Origin of the sequence: Curtobacterium sp. NPDC087082 (assembly GCF_044745045.1) — a bacterium.
In the GTDB taxonomy this organism is placed as follows: domain Bacteria; phylum Actinomycetota; class Actinomycetes; order Actinomycetales; family Microbacteriaceae; genus Curtobacterium.
This window is the reverse complement of record NZ_JBIUZN010000008.1, coordinates 21,204-47,004: the sequence shown is the minus strand read 5'-3', so window position 1 is coordinate 47,004 and position 25,801 is coordinate 21,204. Positions and strand designations below refer to the sequence as shown.

The following is a 25,801-nucleotide window of genomic DNA, read 5'->3' as shown; positions in this document are numbered from 1 at the left end:
GCGGGCTCCACACTGATGCCATGACGACCCTGCACGAGCACCCCGCCACCGACCACGACGCCCTCGCGGACCAGTCCGTCGCGCTCGTGCGACAGTGGCTCGCCGAAGCCGAGACCTACCCGGTCGACGGCTCGGCGAAGCAACTCGCCGGAGTGCTCGCCGACCCCGCCGGCCTCGACTTCGCCGTCGGGTTCGTCGACGGCGTCGTCCGCCCCGAGGACCTCGGCGTCGCCGCACGCAAGCTCCGTGCGATCGCGCCCGGTGCGCCCGGCTTCCTGCCCGCCGCGCTCCGCGGGCTCGTCCGACTCGGCGGCGGGATGGCACCGGCACTGCCCGGCGTCGTCGTCCCGATCGCCCGCCGCGTGCTCCGCGACATGGTCGGCCACCTCATCGTCGACGCGACCGACGCCAAGCTCGGGCCGGCCATCGCGAAGATCAAGCGCGACGGCGTGCGGCTCAACGTCAACCTGCTCGGCGAGGCTGTCCTCGGCGAGGGTGAAGCAGCCCGCCGACTCGAGGGCACGCACAAGCTCCTCGCCCGCGACGACGTCGACTACGTGTCGATCAAGGTCTCCTCCACCGTGCACCCGCACTCCCCGTGGGCGTTCGACCACGCGGTCGAGGACATCATCGAGAAGCTCCGCCCGCTGTTCCGCCGGGCCGCGTCGGCGTCCCCGGCGAAGTTCATCAACCTCGACATGGAGGAGTACAAGGACCTCGACCTCACCATCGCGGTCTTCACGAAGCTCCTCGACGAGCCGGAGTTCCTCGGCCTCGAAGCCGGCATCGTGCTCCAGGCGTACCTGCCCGACGCGCTCGCCGCGATGGAGCACCTGCAGGAGTGGTCCGCCGCCCGCCGTGCCCGCGGCGGTGCCGGCATCAAGGTCCGCCTCGTCAAGGGCGCCAACCTGCCGATGGAGCAGGTCGAGGCGTCGGTGCACGGCTGGCCGCTCGCCACCTGGCACACCAAGCAGGACTCCGACACCAACTACAAGCGCGTGCTCGACTGGGCGCTGACGCCGTCGCGCATCGAGAACGTCCGCGTCGGGGTCGCCGGCCACAACCTCTTCGACGTCGCGCACGCCTGGCTGCTCGCCGGGGAGCGCGGCGTCCGGGACGGCATCGAGTTCGAGATGCTGCTCGGCATGGCGCAGGGGCAGGCTTCTGCGGTCAAGAACACCGTCGGATCGCTCCTGCTCTACACGCCAGTCGTGCACCCGCAGGAGTTCGACGTCGCGATCGCCTACCTGATCCGCCGCCTCGAGGAAGGCGCGTCGCAGGAGAACTTCATGTCCGCGGTGTTCTCCCTGGTGTCCTCGCCGGCGCTGTTCGCCCGCGAGGAGGAGCGCTTCCGCACGTCGCTCGCCCCCCTCGCACTGCCCGGTGGGCTCGATGCCCCCGCATCGCACCGCGTCGCCGACCGCTACGCCGCCGTCGGTCGCCCCGGCCCGGGGCACTTCGAGAACACGCCGGACAGCGACCCGTCGGTCGCCGCGGTGCGGTCGTGGGGTGCGGCGATCACGGACCGGGTCGCGTCGTCGACGCTCGGCGTCCGTGCCGTCCAGGAGGCGCGGGTCGACTCCGCCACGGCGCTCGACACCGCGCTCGGTCGCGTCCGTGACGCCGGTGCCGTCTGGGGGACCTGGTCCGGTGCCGCGCGTGGCGCGGTGCTCCACGCCGTCGGCGATGCCCTCGAGGCGAACCGCGCAGCCCTCGTCGAGGTGATGGCGTCCGAGACCGGCAAGACCATCGACCAGGCCGACCCCGAGGTGTCCGAGGCGATCGACTTCGCGCACTTCTACGGTTCGCTCGCGGCCGAGCTCGACGAGGTCGACGGCGCGTCCTTCACCCCGGCCGCCCTCACGCTCGTCGCGCCGCCGTGGAACTTCCCGGTCGCGATCCCCGCCGGGTCCACCCTCGCCGCGCTCGCCGCCGGGTCCGCCGTCGTGCTGAAGCCCGCGCCGCCCGCCGAGCGCTCCGGTGCCGTCCTCGCGTCGATCATCGAGACCGCGCTCGACGCCATGGGCGCACCGGCCGACGTGCTCGCGTTCCTGCAGGTGTCCGAGAACGACCTCGGGCAGCAGCTCGTCGCGTCGCCGCTCGTCGACCGGGTGATCCTCACCGGGGCGTACGAGACCGCTTCGCTGTTCCGGTCCTTCCGGCCCGACCTGCCGCTGCTCGCCGAGACCTCGGGCAAGAACGCGATCATCGTCACCCCGTCCGCCGACCTCGACCTGGCCGTGAAGGACGTCGTCGCCTCGGCCTTCGGGCACGCGGGGCAGAAGTGCTCGGCCGCATCCCTCGTCGTGCTCGTCGGCTCCGTCGCCACCTCGCGACGCTTCCGTTCGCAGCTCATCGACGCGGTGTCGTCGCTGACCGTCGGCTACCCGACCGACCCCACCACGCAGATGGGGCCGGTCATCGAGCCCGCCGCCGGCAAGCTCCTGGACGGCCTGACGACGCTCGGCGCGGGAGAGTCGTGGGCCGTGCAGCCCGCGAAGCTCGACGACTCCGGCACGCTCTGGAGCCCCGGCGTCCGTGACGGTGTCCGCCGCGGGTCGGCGTTCCACCGCACGGAGTACTTCGGGCCGATCCTCGGCATCATGACCGCGCGCACGCTGGACGAGGCGATCAACATCGTCAACGAGGTCGACTACGGCCTGACCTCGGGCCTGCACTCCCTCGACCGCGCCGAGATCGGCACCTGGCTCGGGCGCATCGAGGCGGGCAACCTCTACGTCAACCGTGGCATCACGGGCGCGATCGTCCGCCGCCAGCCGTTCGGCGGGTGGAAGAAGTCGGCCGTCGGTGCCGGGACGAAGGCCGGTGGGCTGAACTACCTGCTCGGGCTCGGGTCCTGGGCGCCTGCTCCGGCCGCGTCCGGTTCGTCTCCCTCGTCCGCGGTCGCCGCGTTCGTCCGTGCCGCCGGGGTGGCGTCGCCGTCGCTCGACCGGGCCGTGGCGTCCGACGAGCAGGCGTGGGCGTCGCTCTTCGGCACGGCGACCGACGTGTCCGCGCTGACGGCGGAACGGAACATCGCGCGGTACCTGCCCTACCCGGCGGTGCGGGTGCGCCTGGCGTCCGTTGCGGAAGATGCCGTGACCGACCTCGTTCGTGTGATCGCAGCGGCGGTCCGAGCCGGCACCACGATCGATGTCTCGACCGTGTCGACCCTGCCGGCCGGTGTCGCATCGGCCGTCCGGGCGCTGCCGAACGTCCGTTCGCTGACGCAGTCGCACTCCGACGCGGCGTTCGCCTCGGCGGTGGCGAGTGGTCCGTCCGGGCGCGTGCGGCTCATCGGTGGCGACACGTCGGCGCTGTACACGGCGATCGGTGGGCGGCCGGATGTGGCCGTGTACGGGGAGCCGGCGACCGAGGCCGGGCGCCTCGAGGTCCTGCCGTTCGTGCGGGAGCAGGCCGTGTCGATCACGGCGCACCGCTTCGGCACCCCGAACCACCTGACGGACGACCTGATCTAGCGCGGCGGCCGCGCCGCGCCGCGCTGCGTCTGCCCGGCGGCGCGTCGACTGCGGCGCACAACCAAAGCGCTCCCGAACCACGCGAACCCGCGATTCGGGAGCGCTTCGGTTGTTCGGGGACGATCCGCGCCGGGCGCCGGGCGGCGTCAGGCGGTCACGGGCCCCGGTGCAGGAGCAGCTCGATCAGGGTCAGGCCGGGACCGACGATGAAGAGGCAGCCGATCACCCGGATGAAGCCCGGCGTGATGATCGAGGCCGCCCAGCGGTCGCCCTGCAGCTGTTCCAGCTTCCGGCCCCAGCGGGCGAACTGCTTCGGGAACACGAGCAGCACGACGCCGTACGCCATGAGGACGATCGAGATCCAGAACCACGAGCCCACGCGTCGAGCCTACGGCTGTCCGGTGGCCGCACGGGCGGGGCGTCCGGTCAGGTGGGGCGCGTTGCGTCGGGGTGGGCCGGACCCTGTCGGCCCCTTCCCTGAGGAGCACTCCCGTGACCGAACCGTTCGCCCGACCCACCGCACTCGCCCACGTCCGCGTGACCGTGACCGACATCCACCGCAGCAAGGCCTTCTACCAGCAGCTGCTCGGGACCGACCCGGCGATCGACTTCAGCGACCAGATCGACGAACCGGGCATCCGCGAGGACCGGGAGCGCTTCTACGGCGGCAGCGTCTTCCGTCTCGGTGACCAGGTGTTCGGGCTCCGTCCAGTCGCGCCGGCGGGGCAGCGGTTCGACTCGGAGACGGTCGGCCTCGACCACGTGAGCTTCGTCGTCGGGTCGGTGGACGAGCTCCACGAGGCGGCCGCGCGACTCGACGCGGCCGGGGTGGAGCACGGCGAGGTGACCGACCTCGGTGACGCGGGCATGGTCATCCTGTCGGTGCAGGACCCCGACGACATCAACCTCGAGCTGGCGGCGTTGAAGGGCTGACGCGAGCTATCCGGCCTTGGTTCCGGCAGTCGCTGCAGAACCAAAGTGCAAGCGAACCGCGGTTCTGCCCGGTTCGAATGGTGTTTGGTTGTGTGCGCGTCAGTCGGAGTGGACTGCCGCGGGCGTCGCCATCGTGGCGGTGACGAGCTCGCGCAGGTCGTCCGGGAGGGGGATCGGCCGACGGGCGCCCTCGCGGTCGATGATGACGTGCGCGAACTCCCCGGTCGCGAGCAGCGCGCCGTCGGACTGCCGGAACAGGCCGAACTCCCACGACAGGCTCGTGTTCCCGAGGTGCTTGGACCGCATCCCGACCTCGATGACGTCGGGCCACACCGCCGACTCGACGAACCGGCAGCTCGACGACACGAGCACCGCGATCCACTCGGACGCGAACGGGTCGAGGCCGGCTTCCTCGCGGAACCAGTAGGTGGCCGCGTTGTCCATCGCGCTGTAGTAGATCGTGTTGTTCACGTGCCCGAACATGTCGTTGTCGTTCCACCGGGTGGGGTAGAGCCGGACGAAGGGGTAGTCGGCGATGGTCATCGGGCTCCTGTCGTGGTCGGTCGGAGGACGTACTCGAACGTGGCTCGTGCGCGTTCGGGGTCCGGCGTCTGGCCGGAGATGAGGTCGGCGTACGTGAAGGACTCGGAGATCCGGACGAGCAGCCGGGCGAGCTCCTCGGCGGAGAGCGGCGTCGGGTCGAACGCGCCGGCGACGCGTTGCTCCTCGACGAGGGCGGTGACCCGGCCGACGAACCGGCTCTGCACGTCGCTCTCGGTGGTGGTCAGCAGGCGGAGTGCCCGGGCTGGCTCGCGGGTGAGGAACGACCGGAAGTAGGGCGCGTCGATCAGGTCCGCCGTGAACCGGTCGAGCACGTCGACGATGCGCGGGGCCCCGGCGAGAGCCGCCGCGGCGGCCGCCGCGTCGAACGTCGGCACGGCGAGGGACCAGAGGATCTCGGACAGCAACCGGTCACGGTTGCCCACCCACCGGAACAGCGACGTGCGGTCCACGCCGAGCGAGGTGGCGAGCGCGCCCATGTCGATGCGTGCGCCGGCGATGAAGGTGTGTCGCGCCTCCCGGAACGCGCGCAGCGCAGAATCCGATGTGTACACGCGCGCCTCCCTTGCAACGTTTCCCAGAATGATGCACGATCAGTGTATGTCACTGACGACGGCCATCCCCGCGCTCCTCGAGTCCGACTTCTACCGGTTCCAGGAGGGGTTGACCGACCAGGAGCGCGAGTCACTCGGACGGCTGCGCACCTACCTCGAGTCCGACGTGCGCCCGATCGCGGACGCGTACTGGGCGCGCGCCGAGTTCCCGGTGCAGGTGATCAAGCCGCTGTCCGAGCTCGGCATGTACGGGCCGGGGATCCCGCTCGTCCGGCAGTTCGAGAACTCGGCGGTCTACCGCGGGTGGGCGGCGCTCGAGCTCGGGCGTGTGGACGCCAGCGTCGCGACGTTCATCGGCGTGCAGTCCGGCCTGGCGATGAACTCGATCGCGGTGGCCGGCAGCGACGAACAGCAGCAGGAGTGGTTGCCGCGGATGGCCTCCGGCGAGCTCGTCGGGGCGTTCGGGCTGACCGAGCCGCTGTCCGGCAGCGACTCCGCCCGGGGGCTCCGCACGACGGCCCGGCGCGAGGGCGACACGTGGGTGCTCGACGGCGAGAAGCGCTGGATCGGCAACGCGACCTTCGCGGACGTCGTCGTGATCTGGGCGAAGGACGTCGCCGACGGTCAGGTGAAGGGCTTCCTCGTCACGACGGACACGCCGGGGTTCACGGCGACGAAGATCGAGGACAAGATCGCACTCCGCGGGGTGCAGAACGCCGACATCGTCATGACCGGCGTCCGGGTGCCGGAGTCGCGCCGGCTGCAGCACGCCGACTCGTTCCGCGCGACCGCCGAGGTGCTCCGCCTGACCCGCACCGAGGTGGCGTGGCAGGCGATCGGCATCGCGGTCGGCGCCTACGAGGCCGCGCTCGACTACGCCCGTTCCCGCGTGCAGTTCGGCAAGCCGATCGCAGCGCACCAGATGGTGCAGGACCTGCTCGTGAAGTCCCTCGCGAACATCACCGCGTCGATCGCTCTGTGCACGCAGGCGTCGGCGATGCAGGACGCCGGCACCGGTGCCGACGAGCACTCGGCGATGGCGAAGGCGTTCGCGACGGCGAAGATGCGCGAGACCGTGGGGTGGTGCCGCGAGGTGCAGGGCGGCAACGGGATCGTGCTCGAGAAGGGTGTCGCGCGGTTCTTCGCCGACGCCGAGGCGATCTACTCGTACGAGGGGACGCGCGAGGTGAACACGCTCATCGTGGGGCGGGCGATCACGGGGCAGGCTGCGTTCGTCTGAGGGCGGGCCGGGGCTGGGCCGCGGCGGGGTTGGGCGGCGGCGGGAGCGTTCGGGTGCCGCTGCGGAACGACACGATCGTTGTCGTGCGACAGCGGACGTGTCGCTGGTTGCGCGTGCAAGGGTTGCGGGCGCGCGGGTGCGACATAGCCGATGTCGTACGACAGCGACGATGTCGTTCCGACTCGGCGCCCTCCCACTGACGCCGCGCGCCCGGGCCCCGCTACCCGAGCAACTCCGGCCGCCGCCACTCGCCCCCGAGCACGTGCTGCTCGAGGAACGCGAACACCGTCTCGTACCAGACGACCGAGTGCTGCGGCTTGAGCACCCAGTGGTTCTCGTCCGGGAAGTACAGGAACCGGTGCGGCATCGTCCCGTCGTCCGCCGCGTGGTGCTCCGCCAACTCGGACCAGAGACGCAGCCCCTCGCCGATCGGCACCCGGTAGTCCTTGTCGCCGTGGATCACGAGCATCGGTGACGTGATGTCCGCGACGAACCGGTGCGGGTCGTTCTCGTGCAGCCCGGTCTCGTCGAAGATCGACTGCCAGTACTGCGACATGTCCGTCGTGCCGTTGAACTGGTCGAGCGCCCAGAGGCTGGCGTGCGTGACGATCGCCCGGAACCGGTCGGTGTGCCCGGCGACCCAGTTCGCCATGTAGCCGCCGAAGGACCCGCCCATCGCTGCCGTCCGGGTCTCGTCGACGTCGTCACGGGCGACGACCGCGTCGGTGATCGCCATGAGGTCGGTGAACGGCGCCTGCCCCCACGCGTTCCAGCCGCGGTTGATGAAGTCGAGTCCGTACCCGGTCGACAGTGCCGGGTCCGGCAGCAGCACGGCGTACCCGCGGGCCGCCGCGAGCTGCGGGTTCCACCGCCAGGACCACTGGTTCCACGAATTGAGCGGACCACCGTGGATCCAGAGCAGCAGCGGGTGCGGGGCGGTGCCGGCATCGTCGTTCGGCAGGAGGAGCCAGCCGCGGACGCGGGAGCCGTCGGCCGCGGTGGTCTCGACCTCTTCGAGGTGGCCGGGCACCTCGGGCAGCGGCGCCGGGCTCGCCAGGGTCGTCACGGTGCCGTCGGCCTCGATCCGGACGGGGTGCAGCGGCGCGGCCCAGGAGGCACGGAGCGCCACCACGGTCCCGCTCACCGCCGCCACGCGCAGGCTCGAGTACGCCCAGTCGTCGTGGGTGAGCTGTTCGACGGCGCCGCCGTCGAGCGGGAGCCGGAACACCGGCGCGCGACCGTCGTGGTCCGCCGTGGCCAGGAGCGCACCGTCGTCGTGCGCGAACACGAGCTCGTTCGGCCAGCGGTCCCACTCGGCCGCGATCCGCCGCGCGTCGGACAGCGCGGACCCGTCGAACCGGGCGACCCAGATCTCCTGCTCGGTCGCACCGCGGGGTGTGAACCGCTCGGTCCGGACCCATGCCAGCGTCCGGCCGTCGTGGCTGATCGTCGGCATCTCGTGGTCGACATCGGGGTCGTCGAGCAGCACGGTGCGCGTGCCCGTCGCGACGTCGAACGCGACGATCGTCGAACGGGACCCGCGGGCTTCCTGCACGCCGATCGTGGCGACGACGACCGAGCCGTCCGGCGTGACGACCCCGTCGACGTGTTCGAGCGATCGCCCCGGGGCGGGGGTGAGGTCGGTGAGCGCGGGGAGGTGCGCCGGGTAGGAGGGTCCGGCCTCGTCATCGGAAGGATCGGCGGCGGTCGCTGACGGTGTGGTCGCCTTCTCCTGCAGCGTGCCGAGGTCGAGCGTCAGCACGTGCGTCTCGTCCGGGCCGAGGTCGTGGTCCCAGAACCGGACCGGGTACGTCTCGTGCAGGATCGCCTGCACCTTCCGGTCCTTCCGGCGTCCGCGCAGCTCGGCGTCGGCGGCGACCACGCCGGTCCGGTCCGTGCCGGCACCCGGCAGCAGCCCGGCCGTGACCGCGACCGTGTCCGTGTGCGATGCGGTGCCGAGGACGCCACCGACCCCGCCCGCGAGCTTCGTGACCGGTCGTGCCTCACCACCGGCAGCGGGGAGGACCCAGAGCTGCGCGGCGTCGCTGTCCTTGTCGCCGTCGCCGTCGGGGCGGCCGGAGACGAACAGCAGGTCACCGGTGCGCGTGAACGAGACGCCGCCTTCGCCCTTGGCCGAGCGCGTCAAGCGCACCGGAGCGGCCGCAGCGTCGGAGGTTCCGGGGACCGCCCAGATCGACCGCCGGTAGCCCGTGCCGTCGGCGTCGAGCACGCTGACGGTCAGCGCGACCCGGGAGCCGTCCGGACTCACCGCGATCCCGTCCACGCGGGGGAGGGCTGTGTACTGGTCGAGGTCCGAGAACGGCGTCGTCATGCACCCACGCTAGCGGCGCTCCCGGAACCCGACACGGTCACTCGGCGGTCTGTGGAGAACTCACGCCCAGAACGCGGCGATGCCCTCGGCCACGGCAGCGCCCTGCGTCCGTCCGGCATCGGCGGCGGGTGCCTGAGTCGACAGCGAGAGCGAGTTCGTGCCGAAGGCCTGCTGCGAGGTGCTGTCGGCGACGACGACCTCGACCGAGCTACCGGCCGCCCGGAGCCCCTCGACCGCGACGTCGAGCCACGGCCCGAGCGGCGACGGCCCCTCGGGACCGCACGCGATCACGAGGACGCGTTCGTACCCGGCGGCGACGTCGGCGTTCGTGGCGGAGCGCATGCCCCCGTCGACGTAGGGGCGGCCCTCGATCCCGACCGGTGACCAGACGAGCGGCACCGAGCAGCTCGCGGCGACGGCGCGGGGGAGCGGCACGGCATCGGCCGCGGTGAGCACGCGGAAGGTGCCGTCGGTCGCGTCGATCGCGGTGAGGGCGAGCGGCTTCGCCGGCCACTCCGTCGACGGGAGGGTCTCGGCGAAGGTGGCCGTGCGCTCGTCGTCGGTCTGCCCGTCGGTGGTGCGCTGTGCGAGGAGGCCCAGTCGGGCGCGGGCGTCCTGGTCGGACGAGGCTCCGTCGAGCACGGCGCCGACGCGCTGCTGGAAGTCCTCGCCGTCGATCGGGACGGGTTCCTCGTAGGTCGTCGGGACGGCTGCGTGCTGCTGGTCGTACGCCTGCTGCACCGCGCCGTACCGGACGAAGGTGCCGACGACGCTGCCGGCGCTGGACCCGACGACGAGGTCCGCGGCGTCGAGGTCCACCCCGGCGTCCTGCAGGGCGGACAGCACCCCGAGTTCCCAGGCGATGCCGGCGACGCCACCACCGCCGAGGACGAGTGCTCTGGTTCCGGGCGCAGGCGTGGAGACGTCGGTCATGCGTCTTGCTTACCAGGTGCAGACGACGCGCAGGGGCGCGCAACGCGACCTGTGGAGAGCGACCGAGCGCGGCACCGGTCGTGCGCACGGGAGGTCGGGAGGCGCGGTGCGGGCCCGCACCGCGCCTCCCGACCCGTGGTGGGTGCGCTGGGTCAGACGCCCGCGGTCGAGCGGATCCAGCTGGCGGACTGGGTGAGGACGGCGTAGTTCGAGCCGGCGTGGGTGTTCGCGCCGGGGTCGGCCACGTCGCCGGTCGAGCAGACGCCGACGACCTTGCCGTTCACGACGAGCGCGCCGCCGGAGTCGCCGTGGTTCGAGGCGCCGGTCACGCCGGTGACGTGCTGCGCGCGTCCGCCGTACGCGTCCGTCGAGCTCCCCGTGAGGTTGACGGTCGCCTGGTAGAGCCCGGTCGTCGGCACGCTGTTCGCACGGTTGCCGTAGCCGAGGATCGTGCCGGTGCCGGAGCTCTTCGTGGTGTACCCGAGGTCGAGCTGGGCGTACGAGGAGAGGGTCTTCGGCGTGCTGAGGTGCACGAGCGCGATGTCCCCGGACGGCGCGGAGTAGAGCCGGTCCGCCGCGGTCGCCGCGCCCCGGTTCGTCGTGCTGTTCGAGTGGTAGACGTTCATCGCCGTGGTGCCGTCGACGCAGTGCTCGGCGGTGAGCACCCACGAGGCGTTGAGCTGTTCGCCGGTGCACCCGTACGTGCCGGTGCCGCCCTGCTGGAAGACGAGCTGCACCTCCCACGGGGTGCTCGGTGCCTGCTCGCCGCCGATGACCTGCGGTGAGACGGTGGCGGCGCTCGCTGCGGTCGCGCCGAGGCCGCCGCCGAGCAGGGTCATGGCCGCGGCTGCTGCGGCGGCTCCGGCGAGGGCGAGGCCTCTGAGGTTCGTTCGCTGCTTCATGGCCCGATCGTGCTCGCCCCCTGTTCGGGGGTCAAGTCCGCGTTGCAGGGGACAACAACGTCACCCTGTGGACAACTCCGTCAGCGTCGGTGGGGTGTCCTAGCGTCGTCGACATGACAGGGGACCAGGCCACGACGGGTCGTGGGCGACGCCGGGCCGGAGCGGTCGTCTGGCCGATCGTGGTCGCGACGGCGCCGACCGCTGCCTTCCAGCTGCCGAACCTCGTCGTGACTCCAAGGGGTGAAGGTCTCGCTCGTCGTGTTCGGGCTGGTCGTGCTCGCTGCCGCGGTGGTCGTGCAGGTCGTCCGCGCCCGACGGGCCGAGGCGTCGGTCACGGCTGCGGCGGCGGTGGCGCGGTCGACCGAGCTCGAGCAGGGGACGGCCGTCCGGTACGCGTTCGGGCAGCTCGCCACGCGGCTCGCCCGGTTCGCCGAGCTGCGCCGCCGGGACCGCCGGCAGGAGTTGCCGGCGTTCGCGGACCGGGTCGCCGTGGCCCTCGCGTTCTACCTGCTCCCCGCTGTGCCCGACGTCCGTGCGAACGTCTACCAGCTGTCGGAGGACCTGCGGGGCCTCGAACCGATCGGGCACGGGGGTGCGGAGGACACCGCCGGCGTGTTCCGGGCGGGGACCCCGTACGGCGACCGGAACCTCGACTGGGTGTTGGTCGGTGGCGGCCCGCGGGTGGTCGGCGACCGTGCCACCGACGTCGACGCCGACGAGGACCTGCCGGGGTTCGAACCCCGCTACCGCTCGTACGTCTCGGTCGTGATCCGGTCGGAGGAGTACTCGTTCGGCATGCTCACCGTGGACTCGCCGGTGCCGGACGCGTTCACCGACCTCGACGCCAAGTACGTCGCGCTGATGGCCTCGTTCATGGCCATCGCGTTCTCGCTCGCGACCCCGTTCCCGGACCGCGACCGCAACCGCAGGAAAGGCCCGTGATGCGCACACGATTTGTCGGACGCTCGACGTACCATCCCCACATGACCATCGTGACCCCCGAACCGAAGCCCTTCGGTCGGTCCCGGGTGTACACCCCGAACTGGACCGACGACACGACCGACGCCGACTACGAAGACCTCGAGGTCATCGCCGCGAACATCGAGCGGGAGCGGGTCGCAGCCCGGCGCCGCTTCGAGGCACGCCTCGCCGCTGCGCTCGCCCGCTGAACCAGCCCCGCGGCGCCGACCACCGGAGCGCTGCGTCCACCCGACCCGGGCGGACGCAGCGCTTCGTCACTCCGCGCTGACGTCGATCAGCACCTTGCCGACGGTGTCCTGCTCGACGGCGTCGTGCGCTGCCGCGGTGTCCTCCAGAGTGAACCGCACGAGCGGCAGGCCCGCGTCCTCGCCGACGGGGAGCACGCCGTCGCGCAGCGCCGCGGTGACGTCCTCGGCCGCTGCCGCGAGGGCCTCGTCGCCGATCGTGTACAGCAGCAGGAACTGGTAGCGGGCGTTGACGCTCATGTTCGGGCGGATCGGCAGGGTGGCCTCGTCGCCGCCGTTGTTCGCGTAGATCGACACCACGCCGTGGTTCGCCAGGACCTCGGCGACGAGCCCGGCGTTCTGCGGGATCGAGACCTCGACGACGATGTCGACACCGTCGGGGGCGATCTCGCGGATCCGCGCGGCGGCGTCCTCGTCGCGGTAGTTCACCGTGTGGTGCGCCCCGGCGGCGGTGGCGAGCGCGGCCTTCGCGTCCGAGCTGATGGTGGTGACCACGGTGGCGCCGGCCCAGCGTGCGAGCTGGATCGCCGCGTGTCCGACGGCTCCCGCACCGCCGGCGACGAGCACCGTCTTGCCGTCGAGGGCTCCCGGAGCGAGCCGGTCCGGACCGTGCTCGTGCGTCGTGAGGGCACGGTGCGCGGTCATCGCCGGCACCCCGAGCGAGGCGCCGACGTCGAAGCTCGTGCCCTCCGGCAGCGGGACGGCACGGGCAGCGGGCACGACGGTGTACTCCTGGGCGGTGCCGGTCGGGCGACTCGCAGCCGCCATGTACAGCCAGACGTGGTCACCGACGGACAGTCCGTCGACACCCTCGCCGACCGCGTCCACGACTCCGGCGCCGTCCTGGTTCGGCGTGATCTCGGGGAACGGCAGGCCGTCGCCGTACGTGCCGCCGGCGCGGGCCTTCCAGTCGGTCGGGTTGACACCAGAGACGACGACACGGACACGGACCTCGCCAGGACCGGGATCCGGGAGCGGACGCTCCTCGAGGGTCAGGACGGACGAGTCACCGGGCTTCGAGTAGACGACTGATCGCATGTCCCCAGGCAACCACGGCGGTCGCGCGGGGATTCCGGGGGCGTTCAGCGAGGCCGGGTGTCGTACTGCTCGCGGGAGACCGCGACGTCGTCCATGTGCGATGTCGCCCAGTCCTCGAGCGGCTTCAGCACCTCGCGCAGAGATCGGCCGCGATCGGTCAGCTCGTACTCGACGTGCGGCGGGATCTCGGGGAAGACCGTGCGGGTGACGAGTCCGTCGCGCTCGAGCGCCCGGAGCGTCTGCGTGAGCATCTTCTGCGAGACGCCCTGCACGCGGGTGGCGATCGCCGAGTAGCGTGCCGGGCCGTCGGCGAGGGTGCCGATCGTCAGGACGCTCCACCGGTCGCCGATGCGGTCGAGCAGCTGTCGCGAGGGACACTCGGCGGCGTAGGGGCTGTACTCGAGAGCTGACACGACGACCTCCGTTACGCACCGTGAGGTGCCTACTTACTCAGAGAGAGTAACGCTTGTACGGTGAGTGTCAACGTTCCACGAAAGGACTGCTCCATGACCAGCATCGTCGTCTTCGGTGGCACCGGCTACGCCGGCTCCGCCATCACCCGCGAGGCCCTCTCCCGCGGCATCGCCGTCACTGCCGTCGCCCGCGACACCTCGAAGCTCGAGCCGGCCGAGGGGCTCACACTCGCGCAGGGTGACGCCTTCGACACCGACTTCGTCGCCGAGGTCACGAAGGGTGCGGACGTCATCGTCGTCGCGCTCCACGCGGTGCAGGCGGACGGCAGCGAGCTGAAGGACGCGTTCCAGCCGTTCGTCGACGCAGCCGCTGCTGCCGGTGCGCGCCTCGGCATCGTCGGCGGAGCCGGTTCGCTGCTCGTCGCCGAGGGTGGCCCGGCGCTGTACGACACGGCCGAGTTCCCCGACGCGTTCAAGGGCGAGGCGAAGAGCCACGGTCAGGTCCTCGAGGCCCTCCGCGCGTCGGACACCGAGGTCGACTGGTTCTACGTGAGCCCGGCGGCTGCCTTCGGCGGCTACAACCCCGGCGAGCGTCGTGGCACCTACCGCACCACCGACGACGTCCTGCTCACCGACGCCGACGGCAACTCGGACATCTCCGGCGAGGACTTCGCGATCGCCTTCGTCGACGAGATCGCTTCGCCGGCGCACCACCAGGCGCGCTTCGGGGTCGCCTACTAGGCGGTTCGGGTCGCCTCCGCACAACGGAAGTCACCCGGAACTGCGCCATTGCGCGGTTCCGGGTGACTTTGCTTGTGCAGCGCGGCGCTGCGCGGCGCGGCGCGGCGCGGCGCGGCGCGGTGTGCGTGCGGGCGCGCAGCGCGCGCTCGGTGCGGAACCACGAAACCGACGTGGAACCAGGCGGCGCGCCTGGTTCCACGTCGGTTTCGTGGTTCGACGCCCCGCGGCAGCGCAGCGGCGCAGCGACTCGCACGCGCCGACGACGGCAGCAGCGACGCGCCCGCGCCGACGACGGCAGCAGCGAGCGCGCGCGCCCAGCGCGACCACGGAGCGGACGGGAGGCGCGGCGCCCGCCCGCACCGCGCCTCCCGTCCGACGCGTCAGCGGTGCCCGACGATCGACGGCACCGGCATGTGGTGCCGCATCCGCACCGCCAGGTGGAGCCCGCCGCGGCGGGCGAGCACGAGCCCGACGACGGCCGCGGCCGCGGCCGGCACGCCTCCGGCGACGACCATCCCGACGTGGGCTCCGAAGTGGTCGACCACCTGGCCCATGAGGGGGCCGCCGATCGCCTGCCCGCCGAGCAGCACCAGGACGTAGAGCGACATCACCCGGCCGCGGATCGCCACGTTCGAGGACAGCTGCACGAGCGAGTTCGACGCGGTCTGGAAGAGCAGCTGCGACATCCCGACGGCGACGAGCGCGACGGTGAACGGCGCGATGACCGGGATCGAGCCGGAGACCACGAGCAGGATCCCCGTCCAGAACACCCCGCCGACGATGGTGCGGAGCCGGACGGTGGCGCGCCGTGTCGAGAGCAGTGCGCCGGCCAGGGCGCCGATCGCGACGGCGGAGTTGAACACGCCGTAGCCACCGGCGCCGACGTCGTACACCTCGGACGCGAAGGCCGACAGCAGCACCGGCATCGTCAGCGCGAAGACCGAGAAGAACGCCACGAGGATGACCGGCATAATGATGGTCGGCTTCCGGACGGCGTAGCGGAGGCCCTCGACGAGCTGCCCCTTCCCGCGTGGTGCCGGGGGTGTGCGGTGGAGCTCCGAGACCTTCAGGAACCCGAGCGTCACCACCACGGCGACGCAGGCGATCGCGTTGACGCCGAACGACCAGCCGGCGCCGACCGCGACGAGCAGCGCTCCGGAGAGGGCGGGGCCGATCATGCCGCCGAGCTGGAAGACCGACGAGTTCACGCTGATCGCGTTGCGGAGGTGCTCGTGGCCGACGATCTCGGTGACGAACACCTGGCGCGCGGGGTTGTCGATGACGGTGACCATGCCGACGACGAACGCGATCGCCCAGATGTGCCACGCCTGCACCACCCCGGACAGCGTCAGGACCGCGAGCAGGGCCGACAGCACGGCGAACGAGCCCTGCGTGATCATCATCAGCGCGCGCTTGGAGAACCGGTCGACGAGCACTCCGCCGAGGAGCCCGAACAGCAGCATCGGCGCGAACTGGCACGCGACCGTGATGCCGACCTGCGCGACCGACCCGGTGAGCTGCAGGACGAGCCAGTCCTGCGCGATGCGCTGCATCCAGCCGGCGGTCATCGCGACGAGGTTCGTGGCGGTGAAGAGCCGGAAGTTCGGCACCGACAGGGCGATGAGGGTGTGGCGCCACGGCGGTCTGGTGGCCTGGATCGGCAGTGGTTCGGTGGGCGGGGGGAGGGTCGTCGATGACGCACTCACGAGTGGGGGTCTCCGGAGGTCGAGGTGGAGCAGGCGGGACTGTACCCACTCGAAACTAACTGCGCGCGGCCCATTCGATACCCCTATGGTGGCTATCACTCCATTGCGAAGTCGAATGGGGTCGTCACGACGAAGGGTGTCCGGTGCTGGATCCGGTTCTGCTGCAGACGTTCCTCGCGGTCGCCGAGACCGGGAGCTTCACCCAGGCCGGCGCCCGGCTCGGCATCAGCCAGCCCACGGTGTCGCAGCACGTGCGGCGGCTCGAGACGGCCGTCTCCCGGACCCTCGTCGCCCGGGACACCCGGGGCGTGGCGCTCACCGACAACGGGGACGCGATGGCCGGGTTCGCGCGGACGATCCTCGCGGCGCACGCCACCGCCGACGCGTACTTCTCGGGAGCCGCGACCCGCGGGCGGCTCCGGTTCGGGGCGGCCGACGACCTGGCGATCACGCAGTTGCCCCGGATCCTGCGGGACTTCCGACGGCTGCACCCGCAGGTGAACCTCGAGCTGACGGTGAACCAGTCGTCACCACTGCTCCGCCGGGTGCATGCGGGGCAGCTCGACCTCGTGTTCATCAAGCAGACCGCGGGGGAGTCCGCCGAGGGCACCCGTGTCGCGACCGACCAGATGGTCTGGATGGCGCAGGACGGCATCGCGCTGGAGCCCGGGGAGCCCGTGCCGCTCATCGCGTACCAGGCGCCGAGCATCAGTCGACAGATGGCGATCGACGCGCTCGAGTCCGCCGGACGCACGTGGCGGATCACCTGCAACACGCGCGACGTGAACGGGGTGCTCGCGGCCGTCCGCGCGGGGATCGGGGTCGCGGTGTTCCCGCACTCGCTCATCCCGGCGGACCTCGTGAAGGTGTCGCAGCGGTTGGCGTTGCCGGACCTCCCGGCGGTCGACTACGTGCTCATCGCGAACCCGACGGTGCAGCGGGAACCGATCGACGCCCTGACGAACGCGATCCTGTCCCGCGGGGTGGTCCGCGCGGTGTGAGGGGGGGGGCGTGGTCGTTTCGTGAGCAGGAATGGTCGGGTCGGTGGCGCGCACCCGACCATTTCTGCTCACGAAACGCGCGGGGCGCGGGGCGCGGGGGCGCGGGGGCGCGGTGCGTGGGGCGCAGCGCGCAGCGCGGCGCGCAGCGCGGCGCGCTACGGCGCGAGCGTCGGGACCGTCCCCGTCCCGGTGAGGTCCGGCAGGGTCACCCCGAGGACCGGCAGCACCGCCGAGGCCACGGCCCACAGCAGCACGAGCGTCCCGACCCCGCCGAGCACGGCACCGAGGAGCGCGAGCGGCCGCTGCCACGTCGCCTCGGGCCGCCTCAGCGTCACGATCGAGAGCAGGAGCGCGAGCACGCCGAGCACCAGCCCGACACCGTGCACCGTCGCGGGGGCGGTGAACCACCACGCGCCGAGTCCGAGCGTGGCGAGTCCGGCGAGGGCGCCGAGGACGGCCCCGGGAGTCGTCCCCACCCGCTGCGTCGTCCCGGCTGCCTGGAGGCGCGGCCCGCCCCCGCCACGCACCGTCGCGGCAGCCGGGGTGGTCGCGTCCACCGCCGGGGGCGCGTCGGTCGCGACCCTCGCGGTCGGCTTCCTCGTGCGCGACGGCCGGGCGGGCCTCGCGGCCTTCGCGCCCTTCGAGGGCTTCGTGCCCTTCGGCGTTCGTGGGCTCGTCGACCGGCCGCGTCCCGTGTCCGAGCCGCGGGTCGGCAGGTCGATCAGGGGGAGTGCTTCGGTCGGCGGCAGTGCATCCGCACGGGGAGCCGGTGTCGAGCCCGGGCCCCCGGGTGCCGGCGGAGCGATGACGGCGTCGAAGGCCGGCGACGCAGCCGGAGCGGCGGTCGCCGGAGCCGCGGCGGCCGGAGCGGCGGGGCGCTGGTGGGCGAACCGGGCGGGGGTGCGGTAGCCGATCGGTCCCGAGGGAGCCGGTTCCGACCCCTCGACGACGACGTGCTCGAGGCCCGGCACGGAGAACCGGGGCTGACCGACGACCGGGACGCTGGGGCCCGCCGGGACGACCGGCGCGGCGGGAGCGGGTGCGGCCCCCGGCGTGACGGACGCGGCACCGACGGCACCGACGGCGTCGATCGGCGAGACCGGGGCGGGGCCGATCGAGGCCGTGTCGAACGGGACCGTGTGCACCGCGGGCGAGGTCGGGGCCGGGGGCAGGAGGTGCTCCTCCGGCGGGAAGTCGGGCACCACGATGTCGTCGTCGACGAGTGCCGGTGTGGCGGGCGGTGCGGGGAGCGTGCTGCCGGGGCCGGCCGTCTCCGGAGCGGGGGCGGGTGCGACGGGGGCGGGGCGCGCCTCCAGGCCGTCTGCCGCGCCCTCGGGGGGAGCGGTGACCCAGTCGGGGACGGCGCGACGCGGCCGGTCCTCGTCCGGCATGCGATGCGATGCCACTGCGGTGCTCCCTCCGTAGGCTGATCCATCGTCAGTTCTAACGGCAACCCGTGCGGCTGGCGCAGCCCCAGTTCCGGGGTCGCCGGTACGGTCGGGGCATGACCGGAATCGAACACCGTCCTCTCGGGCCGTCGGGGCTCGTCGTCTCCACCGTCGGCATCGGCTGCAACAACTTCGGCCGACCCGGCACGCTGACCGAGACGCAGGAGGGCACGGACGCCGTCGTCCACGCGGCCCTCGACGCCGGCGTCACCCTGTTCGACACCGCGGACGTCTACGGCGGCCGGCGCGGGTTGTCCGAGGAGCTCCTCGGCAGGTCCATCGCGGGACGTCGCGACGAGATCGTCCTCGCCACGAAGTTCGGCATGGACATGCAGGGGGTGAACGGGCCGGACTGGGGCGTGCGGGGCTCCCGGCGGTACGTGCGGCTGGCGGTCGAGTCGTCGCTCAAGCGCCTCGGGACGGACTGGATCGACCTCTACCAGATGCACGGCCCGGACGACGTGACCTCGATCGAGGAGACGCTGTCCGTGCTCGACGACCTCGTCCGCGAGGGCAAGATCCGCTACATCGGCCACTCGAACTTCGCGGGGTGGCAGATCGCCGAGGCCGAGCTCACCGCCTCCATCGCCGGCACCACGGCGTTCGTGTCCGCGCAGAACGAGTACAGCCCGCTCGCCCGGGGCGTCGAGGACGAGGTGCTGCCGGCCGTCCGTGCGTACGCGCTCGGGTTCCTGCCGTACTTCCCGCTGTACAACGGCCTGCTGACGGGCAAGTACACGAAGGCCGGCGGGCCCTCTGACGGGCGACTGACCACGGCGAAGCCGCAGCTGCTGCAGGACGCGCCGTGGGAGATCCTCGAGGAGTTCCAGCGGTTCTGCGACGAGCGCGGCGTCACGATGCTGCAGGCGACCTTCGCGTGGTTGCTGGCGCAGCCCGGGCTGTCGAGCGTCATCGCGGGGGCGACGAAGCCGGAGCAGATCCGGCAGAACGCCGAGGCCGGGACGGCGTGGGAGCCGTCCGAGGACGACCTCGCCGAGATGACGCTCGTCTTCGACGGCGCCTGAGCGGGCGCGCCGCGGCCCGCGGCCGCGGCGGCCGTGGGCGTCCTCACGCGCTGAGCGACACGTCACGCGTGACAGGGCGCGTGATCTGTCGGCCAGCGTGTGAGGACGGTCGTCCTGCGGGACGGGAGGCGCGGTGCCGGAGCGACCCGCGCCTCCCGTCCCGCAGGGGTCGCGACCTACATGTCGCGGTACCGCTCCGCGGACGCGAGCGCCCCGCGCAGCTCCGCCGCGGTCAGCCGCGGGCCGTACCCGGGGGTGTCGCGCTGGATGCGCCAGCCCTCGGCGAGGGGCCCGGCGTCCACGACGTCGAACCCGAACTGGTCGATGAGGTCCGACACGACCCGCTTGGCCTCGGTGTCGTCCCCGGCCACGACGAGCGCGCGACGGTCCGGGGTGCCCGCAGCGGAGGCGTGGCCGGTGAGGTCCGCGGCGCCGATGTGGTTGAACGCCTTCACGACCCGGGCGCCGGGGAGGTGGTCCTGCAGGAGCTCCGCGGTCGTGGTGGTCTCGGAGTCGAGCGCCTCGATGCGGCCGTCGCGCTGCGGGTAGTAGTTGTTCGTGTCGATCACGACCTTGCCCTCGAGGGGGCCGGCCGGGATGGTCTCGATCGCGGCGAGCGGGGTCGTGACGACGACGATCTCGCCAGCGGCCGCCGCCTCGTCGCGGGTCGCGGCACGGGCACCCGCGCCGAGCTCCGCGACCAGGTCCGTGAGGGTCTCGGGGCCGCGGGAGTTCGCGATCACCACCTCGTGTCCGTTCCGCACCGCCAGCCGTGCGAGCTGGGATCCGATGTTGCCTGCGCCGATGATGCCGATTGTCGTCATGGTGTCCGACCAACGCCCGACCCCGATCCGCCCATTCCCGGACGCGTCCCGCGCCCGCGCCGAGGGTGCATGATGGCGGCATGGACCACGAGTTCCGCGACGAAGCCGACCAGGACCGCTACGCGATGTACGTCGGCGGCGAACTCGTGAGCGTCCTCGACTACCGCGAGAACGGCGACGCGATCGCGTTCCCGCACACGTACACGGTGCCGAAGCACCGCGGGCACGGGTACGCCGCCGAGCTCGTCGACTTCGCGGTCGCCGACGTCGAGGCGAACTCCACCCGGCGCATCGTCCCGATGTGCTGGTTCGTCGGCAAGTGGTTCGACGAGCACCCCGAGAAGGCAGACCTGCTCAGCCGCGGCGCTGCGGACTGAGCCGAACCGGAAGGCCCCGCCCATGCCGACGATCACCCCGTTCCTCTGGTACGACGACCAGGCCGAGCAGGCGGCGGAGCACTACGTGTCGCTGTTCCCCGACAGCAGCATCGACAGCGTGAGCAAGACCCCGGACGGGCAGACCCTCGTCGTCGAGTTCACGCTCCTCGGCAAGCCCTACCGTGCGATGAACGGCGGTCCGGGGCACGAGCACACCGACGCGGTCTCGTTCCAGGTGGACGTCGACGACCAGGAGGAACTCGACCGCATCTGGGACGCCCTGCTCGCCGACGGTGGCCGTCCGAGCCGGTGCGGGTGGCTCTTCGACCGCTGGGGTGTGGCGTGGCAGGTCACCCCGTCGATGATGGGCGACCTGATGACCGGCTCGGGCGACCCCGAGGCCAACGCCCGCGTCTTCGAGGCCATGATGCAGATGGTCAAGCTCGACATCCCCGTCCTGCGGGCCGCCGCGGCGGGTCACTGAGCCGACGCGATCCGTACCCGCCGGTATGGTGGCGGGACCGAACACCGCCGGCAGGTCCCGGCGCAGACAGGCTGGAGTCCGTCCGATGAGCGAACCGAGGCCCGATGTCCGCAACAGCGACATCGGACGCGCGTACACGGAACTCGCCCGCATCACCCGCCGCGCGAGCATCCGGGCACGCGGCTCGGAGGCGATCCTCAGCGTCGTCGACCAGTCCCTCGTCGACTTCGTCGTCCAGCACGAGGGCTGCATGGCGATCGACATCGCCCGGTACCTGCGGCTGAACCGCTCCACGATCTCGCGGCAGCTGTCCGGGCTGCTGGCGGCCGGGCTCATCCGGACGGTCGACGGCGGGACCGGCAACGCCAAGCCCCTCGTGGCCACCGATGCCGGCCGTGCTGCACTCGAACGCTCCGTACAGCTGCACCGCGACGCGCTCGACGAACGGCTCGCGAGCTGGTCGGACGACGACATCGCGCTCCTCGCGGGGCTCCTCGAACGGCTCGGCGCCGCGGACGAGGCGGGGCTGCCGATGCCCGGACGCACCACGCCGTGACGACCTCGTTCGTCCTGCTCTCGGACACCCACCTGCCGAAGCGGGCGAAGGACCTGCCCGCCGGGCTCTGGGCGGACATCGACGCCGCGGACCTCGTGGTGCACGCCGGCGACTGGGTGGACCTCGCGACGCTCGACGCCGTCCAGGCCCGGTCGGCGCGGTTCGAGGGCGTCCGCGGCAACAACGACGGCCCCGAGTTCGACGACCGCCTGCCGCTCGAGGCGCGCTTCGCCGTCGAGGACCTGCGCGTCGCCCTGGTGCACGAGACGGGTGCCGCGACGGGCCGTGAGCGTCGCATGACGGCCGCGTACCCGGACGTCGACGTGCTCGTCTTCGGCCACTCGCACATCCCGTGGGACACCGTCGCGCCGTCGGGGCTGCGGCTGCTCAACCCGGGTTCGCCGACGGACCGGCGCCGCCAGCCGGACCACACGTGGATGCGCGGTGCGGTCGACGGCCGCGACCTGTCGGTCGAGCTGGTGCGGCTGCCTCCCGCGACCCGCTGACGGCCTGGAGGCGCGGGTCGGCCCCGCACCGCGCCTCCCGTCCGCGACGCCCCGCGTCCCTGGCCGCGCTGCCGCCCGCCCCGCCCGCGCGCCCCGCCCGACGCGTCCGCGCGCCCCGCCCGACGCGTCCGCGCGCCCCGCCCGACCCGTCCGCGCGCCGCGCCTGACCCGCCCGCCCGCCGCGCCCGACCCGTCGGCCCGGCCGCCCGCGCCGCCCGCCCCCGCCCGCGAAAGCGACAGGGTGCCGTCGAACCGTGACGGCACCCTGTCGCTCCCGCGCCAGGGACCGCGGCGCTCAGCGGGAGCGTGTCGTTCCGGCGGCACAGTCCGTGCCCGCCTCCGGGCCCGCCCCCGCGGTCGGCATCCGGAAGAACGCGAGCTCCCACGCGGTCGACGCGCGGAACGCGCGCGTCATCGCGCCGCGCTCGGCCGGTGCCGCCGCCGCGGCGAGCCGCTCGACCTGGGCCGTCGCATCCGCGGAGGCCTCGGCGAACCCCGGGTCGCCGTACGCGCCGATCCAGTCCGCGAACGGGTGGTCCGACCCGACCGCGCCGATCTGCGTCCCGACCCACGCGTACACGCGGAAGCACGGCAGCACCGCCGCGGCGAGGACCCCGACGGACCCGGAGTCGGCAGCGGCCTGCAGGTGGGCGAGGTAGCCGGCGCAGACCGGGTGGACGGGGTCCTCGGCGTGCGTGCCGGCGAGGCGTCGATGGTGCAGGTCGCGGGCCTCGTCGGCGCAGTCCTGGGCCGATGCCTGCCAGAACGCGGCCTCGGCCCCGGTCGTCCACGAGCCGAGCAGCGCGAGGTGCCGCTCGTACGCGCGGAGGTAGTGGACGTCCTGCGCCAGGTACGCGGCGAACACCTCGGGGTCGAGCGTCCCGGCGCGCATCCCGGCGAGGAAGTCGCACGCGATCGTCTCGTGCAGGACCTCGGCGACGTCGTCCCACCAGCGGTCGGTCCACCTCGGCTCCGGCCGCTCCGCACGCACGAGCGCGCCGTGGTCGACCGGACCGTTCCCGGTGCCGACGTGCAGGGCGTCGGCGCCGCGGAGGGCCGCGGTCAGCCAGCGCTTCGCCGTGCCGACGGCCAGTTCCCAGTCGCCGTCGCGGGCCGCGAGCGTCGCGATCGCACTCGACAGCGAGCACCCGGTGCCGTGCGTGTTCGTCGTCCGGACGCGTGGCGCGCTGAACGTCCGGAGCACCCCGTCGGGCCCGACGAGCACGTCGTCCGAGGTGTCGCCGTCGTCGTGGCCGCCCTTCGCGAGCACGAGCACGTCCCAGGTGCGGGCGATCGTGAGCGCCCGGTCCTCCGCGCTGTCCGGGGCCCGTCCGTGCAAGGTGGCCAGCTCGGCGAGCACCGCGAGTTCCGCCCGGTTCGGCGTCACGAGGTCGGCGAGCCCGAGCAGCGTGGCCATCGCCCGCGAGGCGTCCTCGTCGAGCAACCGGTCCCCGCTCGTCGCGACCATCACGGGGTCGACCACCACGACCGGCGGGCGGTGCTCGCGGAGCCACTCGGTCACGACCCGCACGACCTCGGCGGTGCCGAGCATCCCGACCTTCACGGCGTCGACCACGACGTCGTCCGACACCGCGTCGAGCTGCTCGCGCAGGAAGGCGGCGTCCGGCACGTGCACCGAGCGCACCCCGTGCGTGTTCTGCGCGACGAGCGCGGTCACGACGCCCATGCCGTAGCCGTCGTGCGCCGCGATGGCCTTGAGGTCCGCCTGCATCCCCGCCCCACCCGTCGGGTCGGTCCCGGCGATGCTCAGGACGCGCGGGACGCTCATGCGTCCGCCCCGTGGTGCGTCGCGTCGGCCAGGAGGAACGGATCGCCACCACCCGACGGCCCCGCCTCCGCCCCGTGGTCGGGTCCAGGGCCCCACGCGGACACGAACGCCGCCGCGGCGGACCCGGGGTCGGCCGCGGCACAGATGCCCGACACGACCGCCACGCCCGCGGCACCGGCTGCCCGGAGCGGCCCGACGTCGTCGAGCGTCACCCCACCGATCGCCACGCACGGAACGTCCGTCGCGCGTGCGAGCCGGCCGAACCCGTGGTGGCCCAGGGCCGGCGGGTGGTCCGCCTTCGTCGTGGTCGGGTGCACCACGCCGACCCCGAGCAGGTCGACCGTGCCGCGGGGGAGTGCGGCGACGGCGGCGAGGTGCTCCGGGGTGTTCGCGGTCAGCCCGACGTGTGCGTCCGGTCCGAGCAGGGCGCGAGCGGCGGTGACGGGGACGTCGGACTGGCCGAGGTGCACGCCCGCGACCCGGTGTCCCGCGTGCCGAGCGGCCAGGGCGACGTCCAACCGGTCGTCGACCACCACGGTCGCGCGGTCGCCCACGGCGTCGGCCACCGCGGCGGTCAGCGCCAGCAGGTCACGGGCCGAGGCGTCCTTGTCGCGCACCTGCACGATCCGCACCCCGCCGTGCACCGCGGCACGGACGACCCCGAGCACGCCGATGCCGTGCCGGTCCGACAGCGCCGGGTCGGTCACGAGGTACACGCCGAACCCACCGGCGCTCACGCGGCCACCGCCGGGGACTCGACGGTGATGCGCGCCGTGCGCACGACGTCGTCCGGCGAGAGCGACGCCAGGCGGTCGAGGAACAGCGGCTGGAACGTGCCCGGTCCGCCGGCTTCGCGCGCGGCGAGCTCGGCCGCGATCGTGTGCACCGCGGTCGCGGCGACGGCGGCCGCGCCCGGGTCCTCGGGGGAGACGGCGGTGAACGCGGCGACGACGGCACCGAGCGCGCAGCCGCCGCCGGTGATCCGCGTGAGCAGCTCCGTGCCGTTCGCGACCCGCACCGCGCCGATGCCGGGCGCGACCAGCAGGTCGACCGGACCCGACACGGCCACCGCGGCCACGCGCTTCCCGTGCCCGCTCGGGCCGGACACGGCCTCGACAGCGGCCGCTCGCGCGTCGTCGGTGCCAACCGTGCTGTCGACGCCACGACCACCGGCCGAGGCGCCGAGCACCGCGAGCACCTCGGAGGCGTTGCCCCGCAGCACCGTCGGGCCGAGCGCCAGCAGGTCCCGGGCGAGGGCCGTCCGCACCGGCAGGGAGCCGACGGCGACCGGGTCGAGCACCCAGGGCGTCCCGGCGTCGACCGCTGCCGAGGCGGCTTCGAGCGACGCGGCCCGGGGTTCGGCGTGCGGCGTGCCGGTGTTCACCAGCAGGGCGTCGGTGACCCGGGCGAACGGCCCGGCCTCGGTCACGACGTCGACCATCGCGGCCGAGGCGCCGAGCGCGAGCAGCACGTTCGCGGTGACGTTCTGCACCACGGTGTTCGTGATGCAGTGCACCAGGGGACTCCGGGCGCGGACGGCCTCGAGGAGTTCGGCGGTCCGACGGGCCCAGTCGGGGGCGGGCGCAGCAGTGTGCATGGACGATCCCTTCGCGAGTACGAGCTCGAGCAGGTTCGACGGGTGTGATCTCAGCCGCTGGTTGCGGCACCCCGTGTCTCGACCGACACCGTACACGAGCGGCTCCGACGTCTCCGGTCACATGACGGGTCCCGTG

General features: G+C 72.9%; 26 protein-coding genes and 1 riboswitch. Of the genes, 12 read left to right on the top strand and 14 right to left on the bottom strand.

What is annotated here, in order from left to right; translation table 11 throughout:
* Nucleotides 1-20: 20 nt before the first annotated feature.
* The gene (locus ACIPEP_RS17690) at nucleotides 21-3,479 is read left to right on the top strand and encodes a proline dehydrogenase family protein (protein WP_402717981.1); all 3,459 of its coding nucleotides are present in this window, start codon (nucleotides 21-23) and stop codon (nucleotides 3,477-3,479) included.
* A gap of 154 nt (nucleotides 3,480-3,633) precedes the next feature.
* Here the strand turns inward: ACIPEP_RS17690 and ACIPEP_RS17685 are convergent, their stop codons facing one another.
* The gene (locus tag ACIPEP_RS17685) at nucleotides 3,634-3,858 is read right to left on the bottom strand and encodes a hypothetical protein (RefSeq protein ID WP_229086111.1); all 225 of its coding nucleotides are present in this window, start codon (nucleotides 3,856-3,858) and stop codon (nucleotides 3,634-3,636) included.
* 113 nt (nucleotides 3,859-3,971) lie between these two features.
* Between ACIPEP_RS17685 and ACIPEP_RS17680 the strand changes: the two genes are divergently transcribed.
* A complete protein-coding gene (locus ACIPEP_RS17680; protein WP_261646248.1) occupies nucleotides 3,972-4,412 on the top strand; it encodes a VOC family protein in 441 nt (146 codons plus the stop codon).
* Between the two features lie 99 nt (nucleotides 4,413-4,511).
* Here ACIPEP_RS17680 and ACIPEP_RS17675 read toward each other — a convergent pair whose 3' ends face one another.
* Both ACIPEP_RS17675 and ACIPEP_RS17670 read right to left on the bottom strand, forming a co-directional pair.
* Nucleotides 4,512-4,955, bottom strand: a complete 444-nt coding sequence (locus tag ACIPEP_RS17675; protein WP_071301837.1) for a thioesterase family protein — start codon at nucleotides 4,953-4,955, stop codon at nucleotides 4,512-4,514.
* A complete protein-coding gene (locus tag ACIPEP_RS17670; protein ID WP_402717980.1) occupies nucleotides 4,952-5,527 on the bottom strand; it encodes a QsdR family transcriptional regulator in 576 nt (191 codons plus the stop codon). The genes ACIPEP_RS17675 and ACIPEP_RS17670 overlap by 4 nt, the downstream gene beginning before the upstream one ends.
* 46 nt (nucleotides 5,528-5,573) lie before the next feature.
* On the opposite strand from ACIPEP_RS17670, the gene ACIPEP_RS17665 reads away from it, so the two are divergent.
* Nucleotides 5,574-6,767 carry an acyl-CoA dehydrogenase family protein gene (locus tag ACIPEP_RS17665; protein ID WP_402717979.1) on the top strand — a complete coding sequence of 398 codons (1,194 nt, stop codon included), beginning with the start codon at nucleotides 5,574-5,576 and terminating at the stop codon, nucleotides 6,765-6,767.
* 220 nt (nucleotides 6,768-6,987) lie between these two features.
* Here the strand turns inward: ACIPEP_RS17665 and ACIPEP_RS17660 are convergent, their stop codons facing one another.
* The 3 genes from ACIPEP_RS17660 to ACIPEP_RS17650 form a co-directional block, all read right to left on the bottom strand.
* On the bottom strand, nucleotides 6,988-9,099 hold the full coding sequence (locus tag ACIPEP_RS17660) for an alpha/beta fold hydrolase (protein WP_402717978.1): 2,112 nt from the start codon (nucleotides 9,097-9,099) through the stop codon (nucleotides 6,988-6,990).
* Nucleotides 9,100-9,159: 60 nt separating this feature from the next.
* Entirely contained in the window at nucleotides 9,160-10,032 is an 873-nt protein-coding gene (locus ACIPEP_RS17655) for a patatin-like phospholipase family protein (RefSeq protein ID WP_071296681.1), read from the bottom strand.
* Between the two features lie 152 nt (nucleotides 10,033-10,184).
* The gene (locus tag ACIPEP_RS17650; RefSeq protein WP_229086103.1) at nucleotides 10,185-10,934 is read right to left on the bottom strand and encodes a S1 family peptidase; all 750 of its coding nucleotides are present in this window, start codon (nucleotides 10,932-10,934) and stop codon (nucleotides 10,185-10,187) included.
* Nucleotides 10,935-11,174: 240 nt separating this feature from the next.
* Here ACIPEP_RS17650 and ACIPEP_RS17645 point away from each other — a divergent pair, with 240 nt between their 5' ends.
* Together ACIPEP_RS17645 and ACIPEP_RS17640 are read left to right on the top strand one after the other, a co-directional pair.
* Entirely contained in the window at nucleotides 11,175-11,876 is a 702-nt protein-coding gene (locus tag ACIPEP_RS17645) for a GAF domain-containing protein (RefSeq protein ID WP_402717977.1), read from the top strand.
* A gap of 41 nt (nucleotides 11,877-11,917) precedes the next feature.
* On the top strand, nucleotides 11,918-12,103 hold the full coding sequence (locus ACIPEP_RS17640) for a hypothetical protein (RefSeq protein WP_022907754.1): 186 nt from the start codon (nucleotides 11,918-11,920) through the stop codon (nucleotides 12,101-12,103).
* 66 nt (nucleotides 12,104-12,169) lie between these two features.
* Here ACIPEP_RS17640 and ACIPEP_RS17635 read toward each other — a convergent pair whose 3' ends face one another.
* Both ACIPEP_RS17635 and ACIPEP_RS17630 read right to left on the bottom strand, forming a co-directional pair.
* A complete protein-coding gene (locus tag ACIPEP_RS17635; RefSeq protein WP_402717976.1) occupies nucleotides 12,170-13,198 on the bottom strand; it encodes an NADPH:quinone reductase in 1,029 nt (342 codons plus the stop codon).
* A gap of 44 nt (nucleotides 13,199-13,242) precedes the next feature.
* The gene (locus ACIPEP_RS17630; RefSeq protein ID WP_070418612.1) at nucleotides 13,243-13,611 is read right to left on the bottom strand and encodes a helix-turn-helix domain-containing protein; all 369 of its coding nucleotides are present in this window, start codon (nucleotides 13,609-13,611) and stop codon (nucleotides 13,243-13,245) included.
* A 93-nt stretch (nucleotides 13,612-13,704) separates the two neighbouring features.
* On the opposite strand from ACIPEP_RS17630, the gene ACIPEP_RS17625 reads away from it, so the two are divergent.
* Nucleotides 13,705-14,352 carry an NAD(P)-dependent oxidoreductase gene (locus ACIPEP_RS17625; protein WP_402717975.1) on the top strand — a complete coding sequence of 216 codons (648 nt, stop codon included), beginning with the start codon at nucleotides 13,705-13,707 and terminating at the stop codon, nucleotides 14,350-14,352.
* A 380-nt stretch (nucleotides 14,353-14,732) separates the two neighbouring features.
* On the opposite strand, the gene ACIPEP_RS17620 is transcribed toward ACIPEP_RS17625, so the two are convergent.
* Complete coding sequence (locus ACIPEP_RS17620) at nucleotides 14,733-16,058, bottom strand: MFS transporter (RefSeq protein ID WP_402717974.1); 1,326 nt, start codon at nucleotides 16,056-16,058, stop codon at nucleotides 14,733-14,735.
* Nucleotides 16,059-16,201: 143 nt separating this feature from the next.
* Here ACIPEP_RS17620 and ACIPEP_RS17615 point away from each other — a divergent pair, with 143 nt between their 5' ends.
* A complete protein-coding gene (locus ACIPEP_RS17615; RefSeq protein WP_070418614.1) occupies nucleotides 16,202-17,059 on the top strand; it encodes a LysR substrate-binding domain-containing protein in 858 nt (285 codons plus the stop codon).
* 155 nt (nucleotides 17,060-17,214) lie between these two features.
* Here the strand turns inward: ACIPEP_RS17615 and ACIPEP_RS17610 are convergent, their stop codons facing one another.
* A complete protein-coding gene (locus ACIPEP_RS17610; protein WP_402717973.1) occupies nucleotides 17,215-18,465 on the bottom strand; it encodes a hypothetical protein in 1,251 nt (416 codons plus the stop codon).
* A 98-nt stretch (nucleotides 18,466-18,563) separates the two neighbouring features.
* Here ACIPEP_RS17610 and ACIPEP_RS17605 point away from each other — a divergent pair, with 98 nt between their 5' ends.
* Nucleotides 18,564-19,532: an aldo/keto reductase gene (locus tag ACIPEP_RS17605; RefSeq protein WP_070418616.1), complete on the top strand. Its 969-nt coding sequence runs from the start codon at nucleotides 18,564-18,566 to the stop codon at nucleotides 19,530-19,532.
* A 176-nt stretch (nucleotides 19,533-19,708) separates the two neighbouring features.
* Here ACIPEP_RS17605 and ACIPEP_RS17600 read toward each other — a convergent pair whose 3' ends face one another.
* Complete coding sequence (locus tag ACIPEP_RS17600; RefSeq protein WP_402717972.1) at nucleotides 19,709-20,356, bottom strand: NADPH-dependent F420 reductase; 648 nt, start codon at nucleotides 20,354-20,356, stop codon at nucleotides 19,709-19,711.
* An 80-nt stretch (nucleotides 20,357-20,436) separates the two neighbouring features.
* Here ACIPEP_RS17600 and ACIPEP_RS17595 point away from each other — a divergent pair, with 80 nt between their 5' ends.
* The 4 genes from ACIPEP_RS17595 to ACIPEP_RS17580 all read left to right on the top strand — a co-directional run bounded on the left by ACIPEP_RS17595 (nucleotide 20,437) and on the right by ACIPEP_RS17580 (nucleotide 22,279).
* Nucleotides 20,437-20,733 carry a GNAT family N-acetyltransferase gene (locus tag ACIPEP_RS17595; RefSeq protein WP_070418618.1) on the top strand — a complete coding sequence of 99 codons (297 nt, stop codon included), beginning with the start codon at nucleotides 20,437-20,439 and terminating at the stop codon, nucleotides 20,731-20,733.
* A gap of 22 nt (nucleotides 20,734-20,755) precedes the next feature.
* Nucleotides 20,756-21,217, top strand: a complete 462-nt coding sequence (locus ACIPEP_RS17590) for a VOC family protein (protein WP_402717971.1) — start codon at nucleotides 20,756-20,758, stop codon at nucleotides 21,215-21,217.
* A gap of 85 nt (nucleotides 21,218-21,302) precedes the next feature.
* Nucleotides 21,303-21,773, top strand: coding sequence for a MarR family winged helix-turn-helix transcriptional regulator (locus ACIPEP_RS17585; protein WP_070418620.1), 471 nt, complete (start codon nucleotides 21,303-21,305; stop codon nucleotides 21,771-21,773).
* Nucleotides 21,770-22,279, top strand: a complete 510-nt coding sequence (locus ACIPEP_RS17580; RefSeq protein ID WP_070418621.1) for a metallophosphoesterase — start codon at nucleotides 21,770-21,772, stop codon at nucleotides 22,277-22,279. The genes ACIPEP_RS17585 and ACIPEP_RS17580 overlap by 4 nt, the downstream gene beginning before the upstream one ends.
* A gap of 295 nt (nucleotides 22,280-22,574) precedes the next feature.
* Here the strand turns inward: ACIPEP_RS17580 and thiD are convergent, their stop codons facing one another.
* The 3 genes from thiD to thiM form a co-directional block, all read right to left on the bottom strand.
* Nucleotides 22,575-24,068, bottom strand: coding sequence for a bifunctional hydroxymethylpyrimidine kinase/phosphomethylpyrimidine kinase (thiD, locus tag ACIPEP_RS17575; RefSeq protein WP_402717970.1), 1,494 nt, complete (start codon nucleotides 24,066-24,068; stop codon nucleotides 22,575-22,577).
* Nucleotides 24,065-24,805: a thiamine phosphate synthase gene (gene thiE / locus ACIPEP_RS17570; RefSeq protein ID WP_402717969.1), complete on the bottom strand. Its 741-nt coding sequence runs from the start codon at nucleotides 24,803-24,805 to the stop codon at nucleotides 24,065-24,067. Before thiE ends, thiD begins: the two co-directional genes overlap by 4 nt.
* On the bottom strand, nucleotides 24,802-25,665 hold the full coding sequence (thiM, locus tag ACIPEP_RS17565; protein ID WP_402717968.1) for a hydroxyethylthiazole kinase: 864 nt from the start codon (nucleotides 25,663-25,665) through the stop codon (nucleotides 24,802-24,804). The genes thiE and thiM overlap by 4 nt, the downstream gene beginning before the upstream one ends.
* Nucleotides 25,654-25,749: riboswitch (TPP riboswitch) on the bottom strand. Its footprint overlaps the gene before it by 12 nt.
* Between the last annotated feature and the right edge of the window lie 52 nt (nucleotides 25,750-25,801).

Excerpts from the sequence above, each read along its gene's own strand:
- ACIPEP_RS17690 (WP_402717981.1), top strand. The coding sequence starts at position 21 with ATGACGACCCTGCACGAGCACCCCGCCACCGACCACGACGCCCTCGCG.
- ACIPEP_RS17675 (WP_071301837.1), bottom strand. The coding sequence starts at position 4,955 with ATGACCATCGCCGACTACCCCTTCGTCCGGCTCTACCCCACCCGGTGG.
- ACIPEP_RS17665 (WP_402717979.1), top strand. The coding sequence starts at position 5,574 with ATGTCACTGACGACGGCCATCCCCGCGCTCCTCGAGTCCGACTTCTAC.
- ACIPEP_RS17660 (WP_402717978.1), bottom strand. The coding sequence starts at position 9,099 with ATGACGACGCCGTTCTCGGACCTCGACCAGTACACAGCCCTCCCCCGC.
- ACIPEP_RS17655 (WP_071296681.1), bottom strand. The coding sequence starts at position 10,032 with ATGACCGACGTCTCCACGCCTGCGCCCGGAACCAGAGCACTCGTCCTC.
- ACIPEP_RS17650 (WP_229086103.1), bottom strand. The coding sequence starts at position 10,934 with ATGAAGCAGCGAACGAACCTCAGAGGCCTCGCCCTCGCCGGAGCCGCC.
- ACIPEP_RS17640 (WP_022907754.1), top strand. The coding sequence starts at position 11,918 with ATGACCATCGTGACCCCCGAACCGAAGCCCTTCGGTCGGTCCCGGGTG.
- ACIPEP_RS17635 (WP_402717976.1), bottom strand. The coding sequence starts at position 13,198 with ATGCGATCAGTCGTCTACTCGAAGCCCGGTGACTCGTCCGTCCTGACC.
- ACIPEP_RS17625 (WP_402717975.1), top strand. The coding sequence starts at position 13,705 with ATGACCAGCATCGTCGTCTTCGGTGGCACCGGCTACGCCGGCTCCGCC.
- ACIPEP_RS17605 (WP_070418616.1), top strand. The coding sequence starts at position 18,564 with ATGACCGGAATCGAACACCGTCCTCTCGGGCCGTCGGGGCTCGTCGTC.
- ACIPEP_RS17600 (WP_402717972.1), bottom strand. The coding sequence starts at position 20,356 with ATGACGACAATCGGCATCATCGGCGCAGGCAACATCGGATCCCAGCTC.
- ACIPEP_RS17595 (WP_070418618.1), top strand. The coding sequence starts at position 20,437 with ATGGACCACGAGTTCCGCGACGAAGCCGACCAGGACCGCTACGCGATG.
- ACIPEP_RS17590 (WP_402717971.1), top strand. The coding sequence starts at position 20,756 with ATGCCGACGATCACCCCGTTCCTCTGGTACGACGACCAGGCCGAGCAG.
- ACIPEP_RS17585 (WP_070418620.1), top strand. The coding sequence starts at position 21,303 with ATGAGCGAACCGAGGCCCGATGTCCGCAACAGCGACATCGGACGCGCG.
- thiD (WP_402717970.1), bottom strand. The coding sequence starts at position 24,068 with ATGAGCGTCCCGCGCGTCCTGAGCATCGCCGGGACCGACCCGACGGGT.
- thiM (WP_402717968.1), bottom strand. The coding sequence starts at position 25,665 with ATGCACACTGCTGCGCCCGCCCCCGACTGGGCCCGTCGGACCGCCGAA.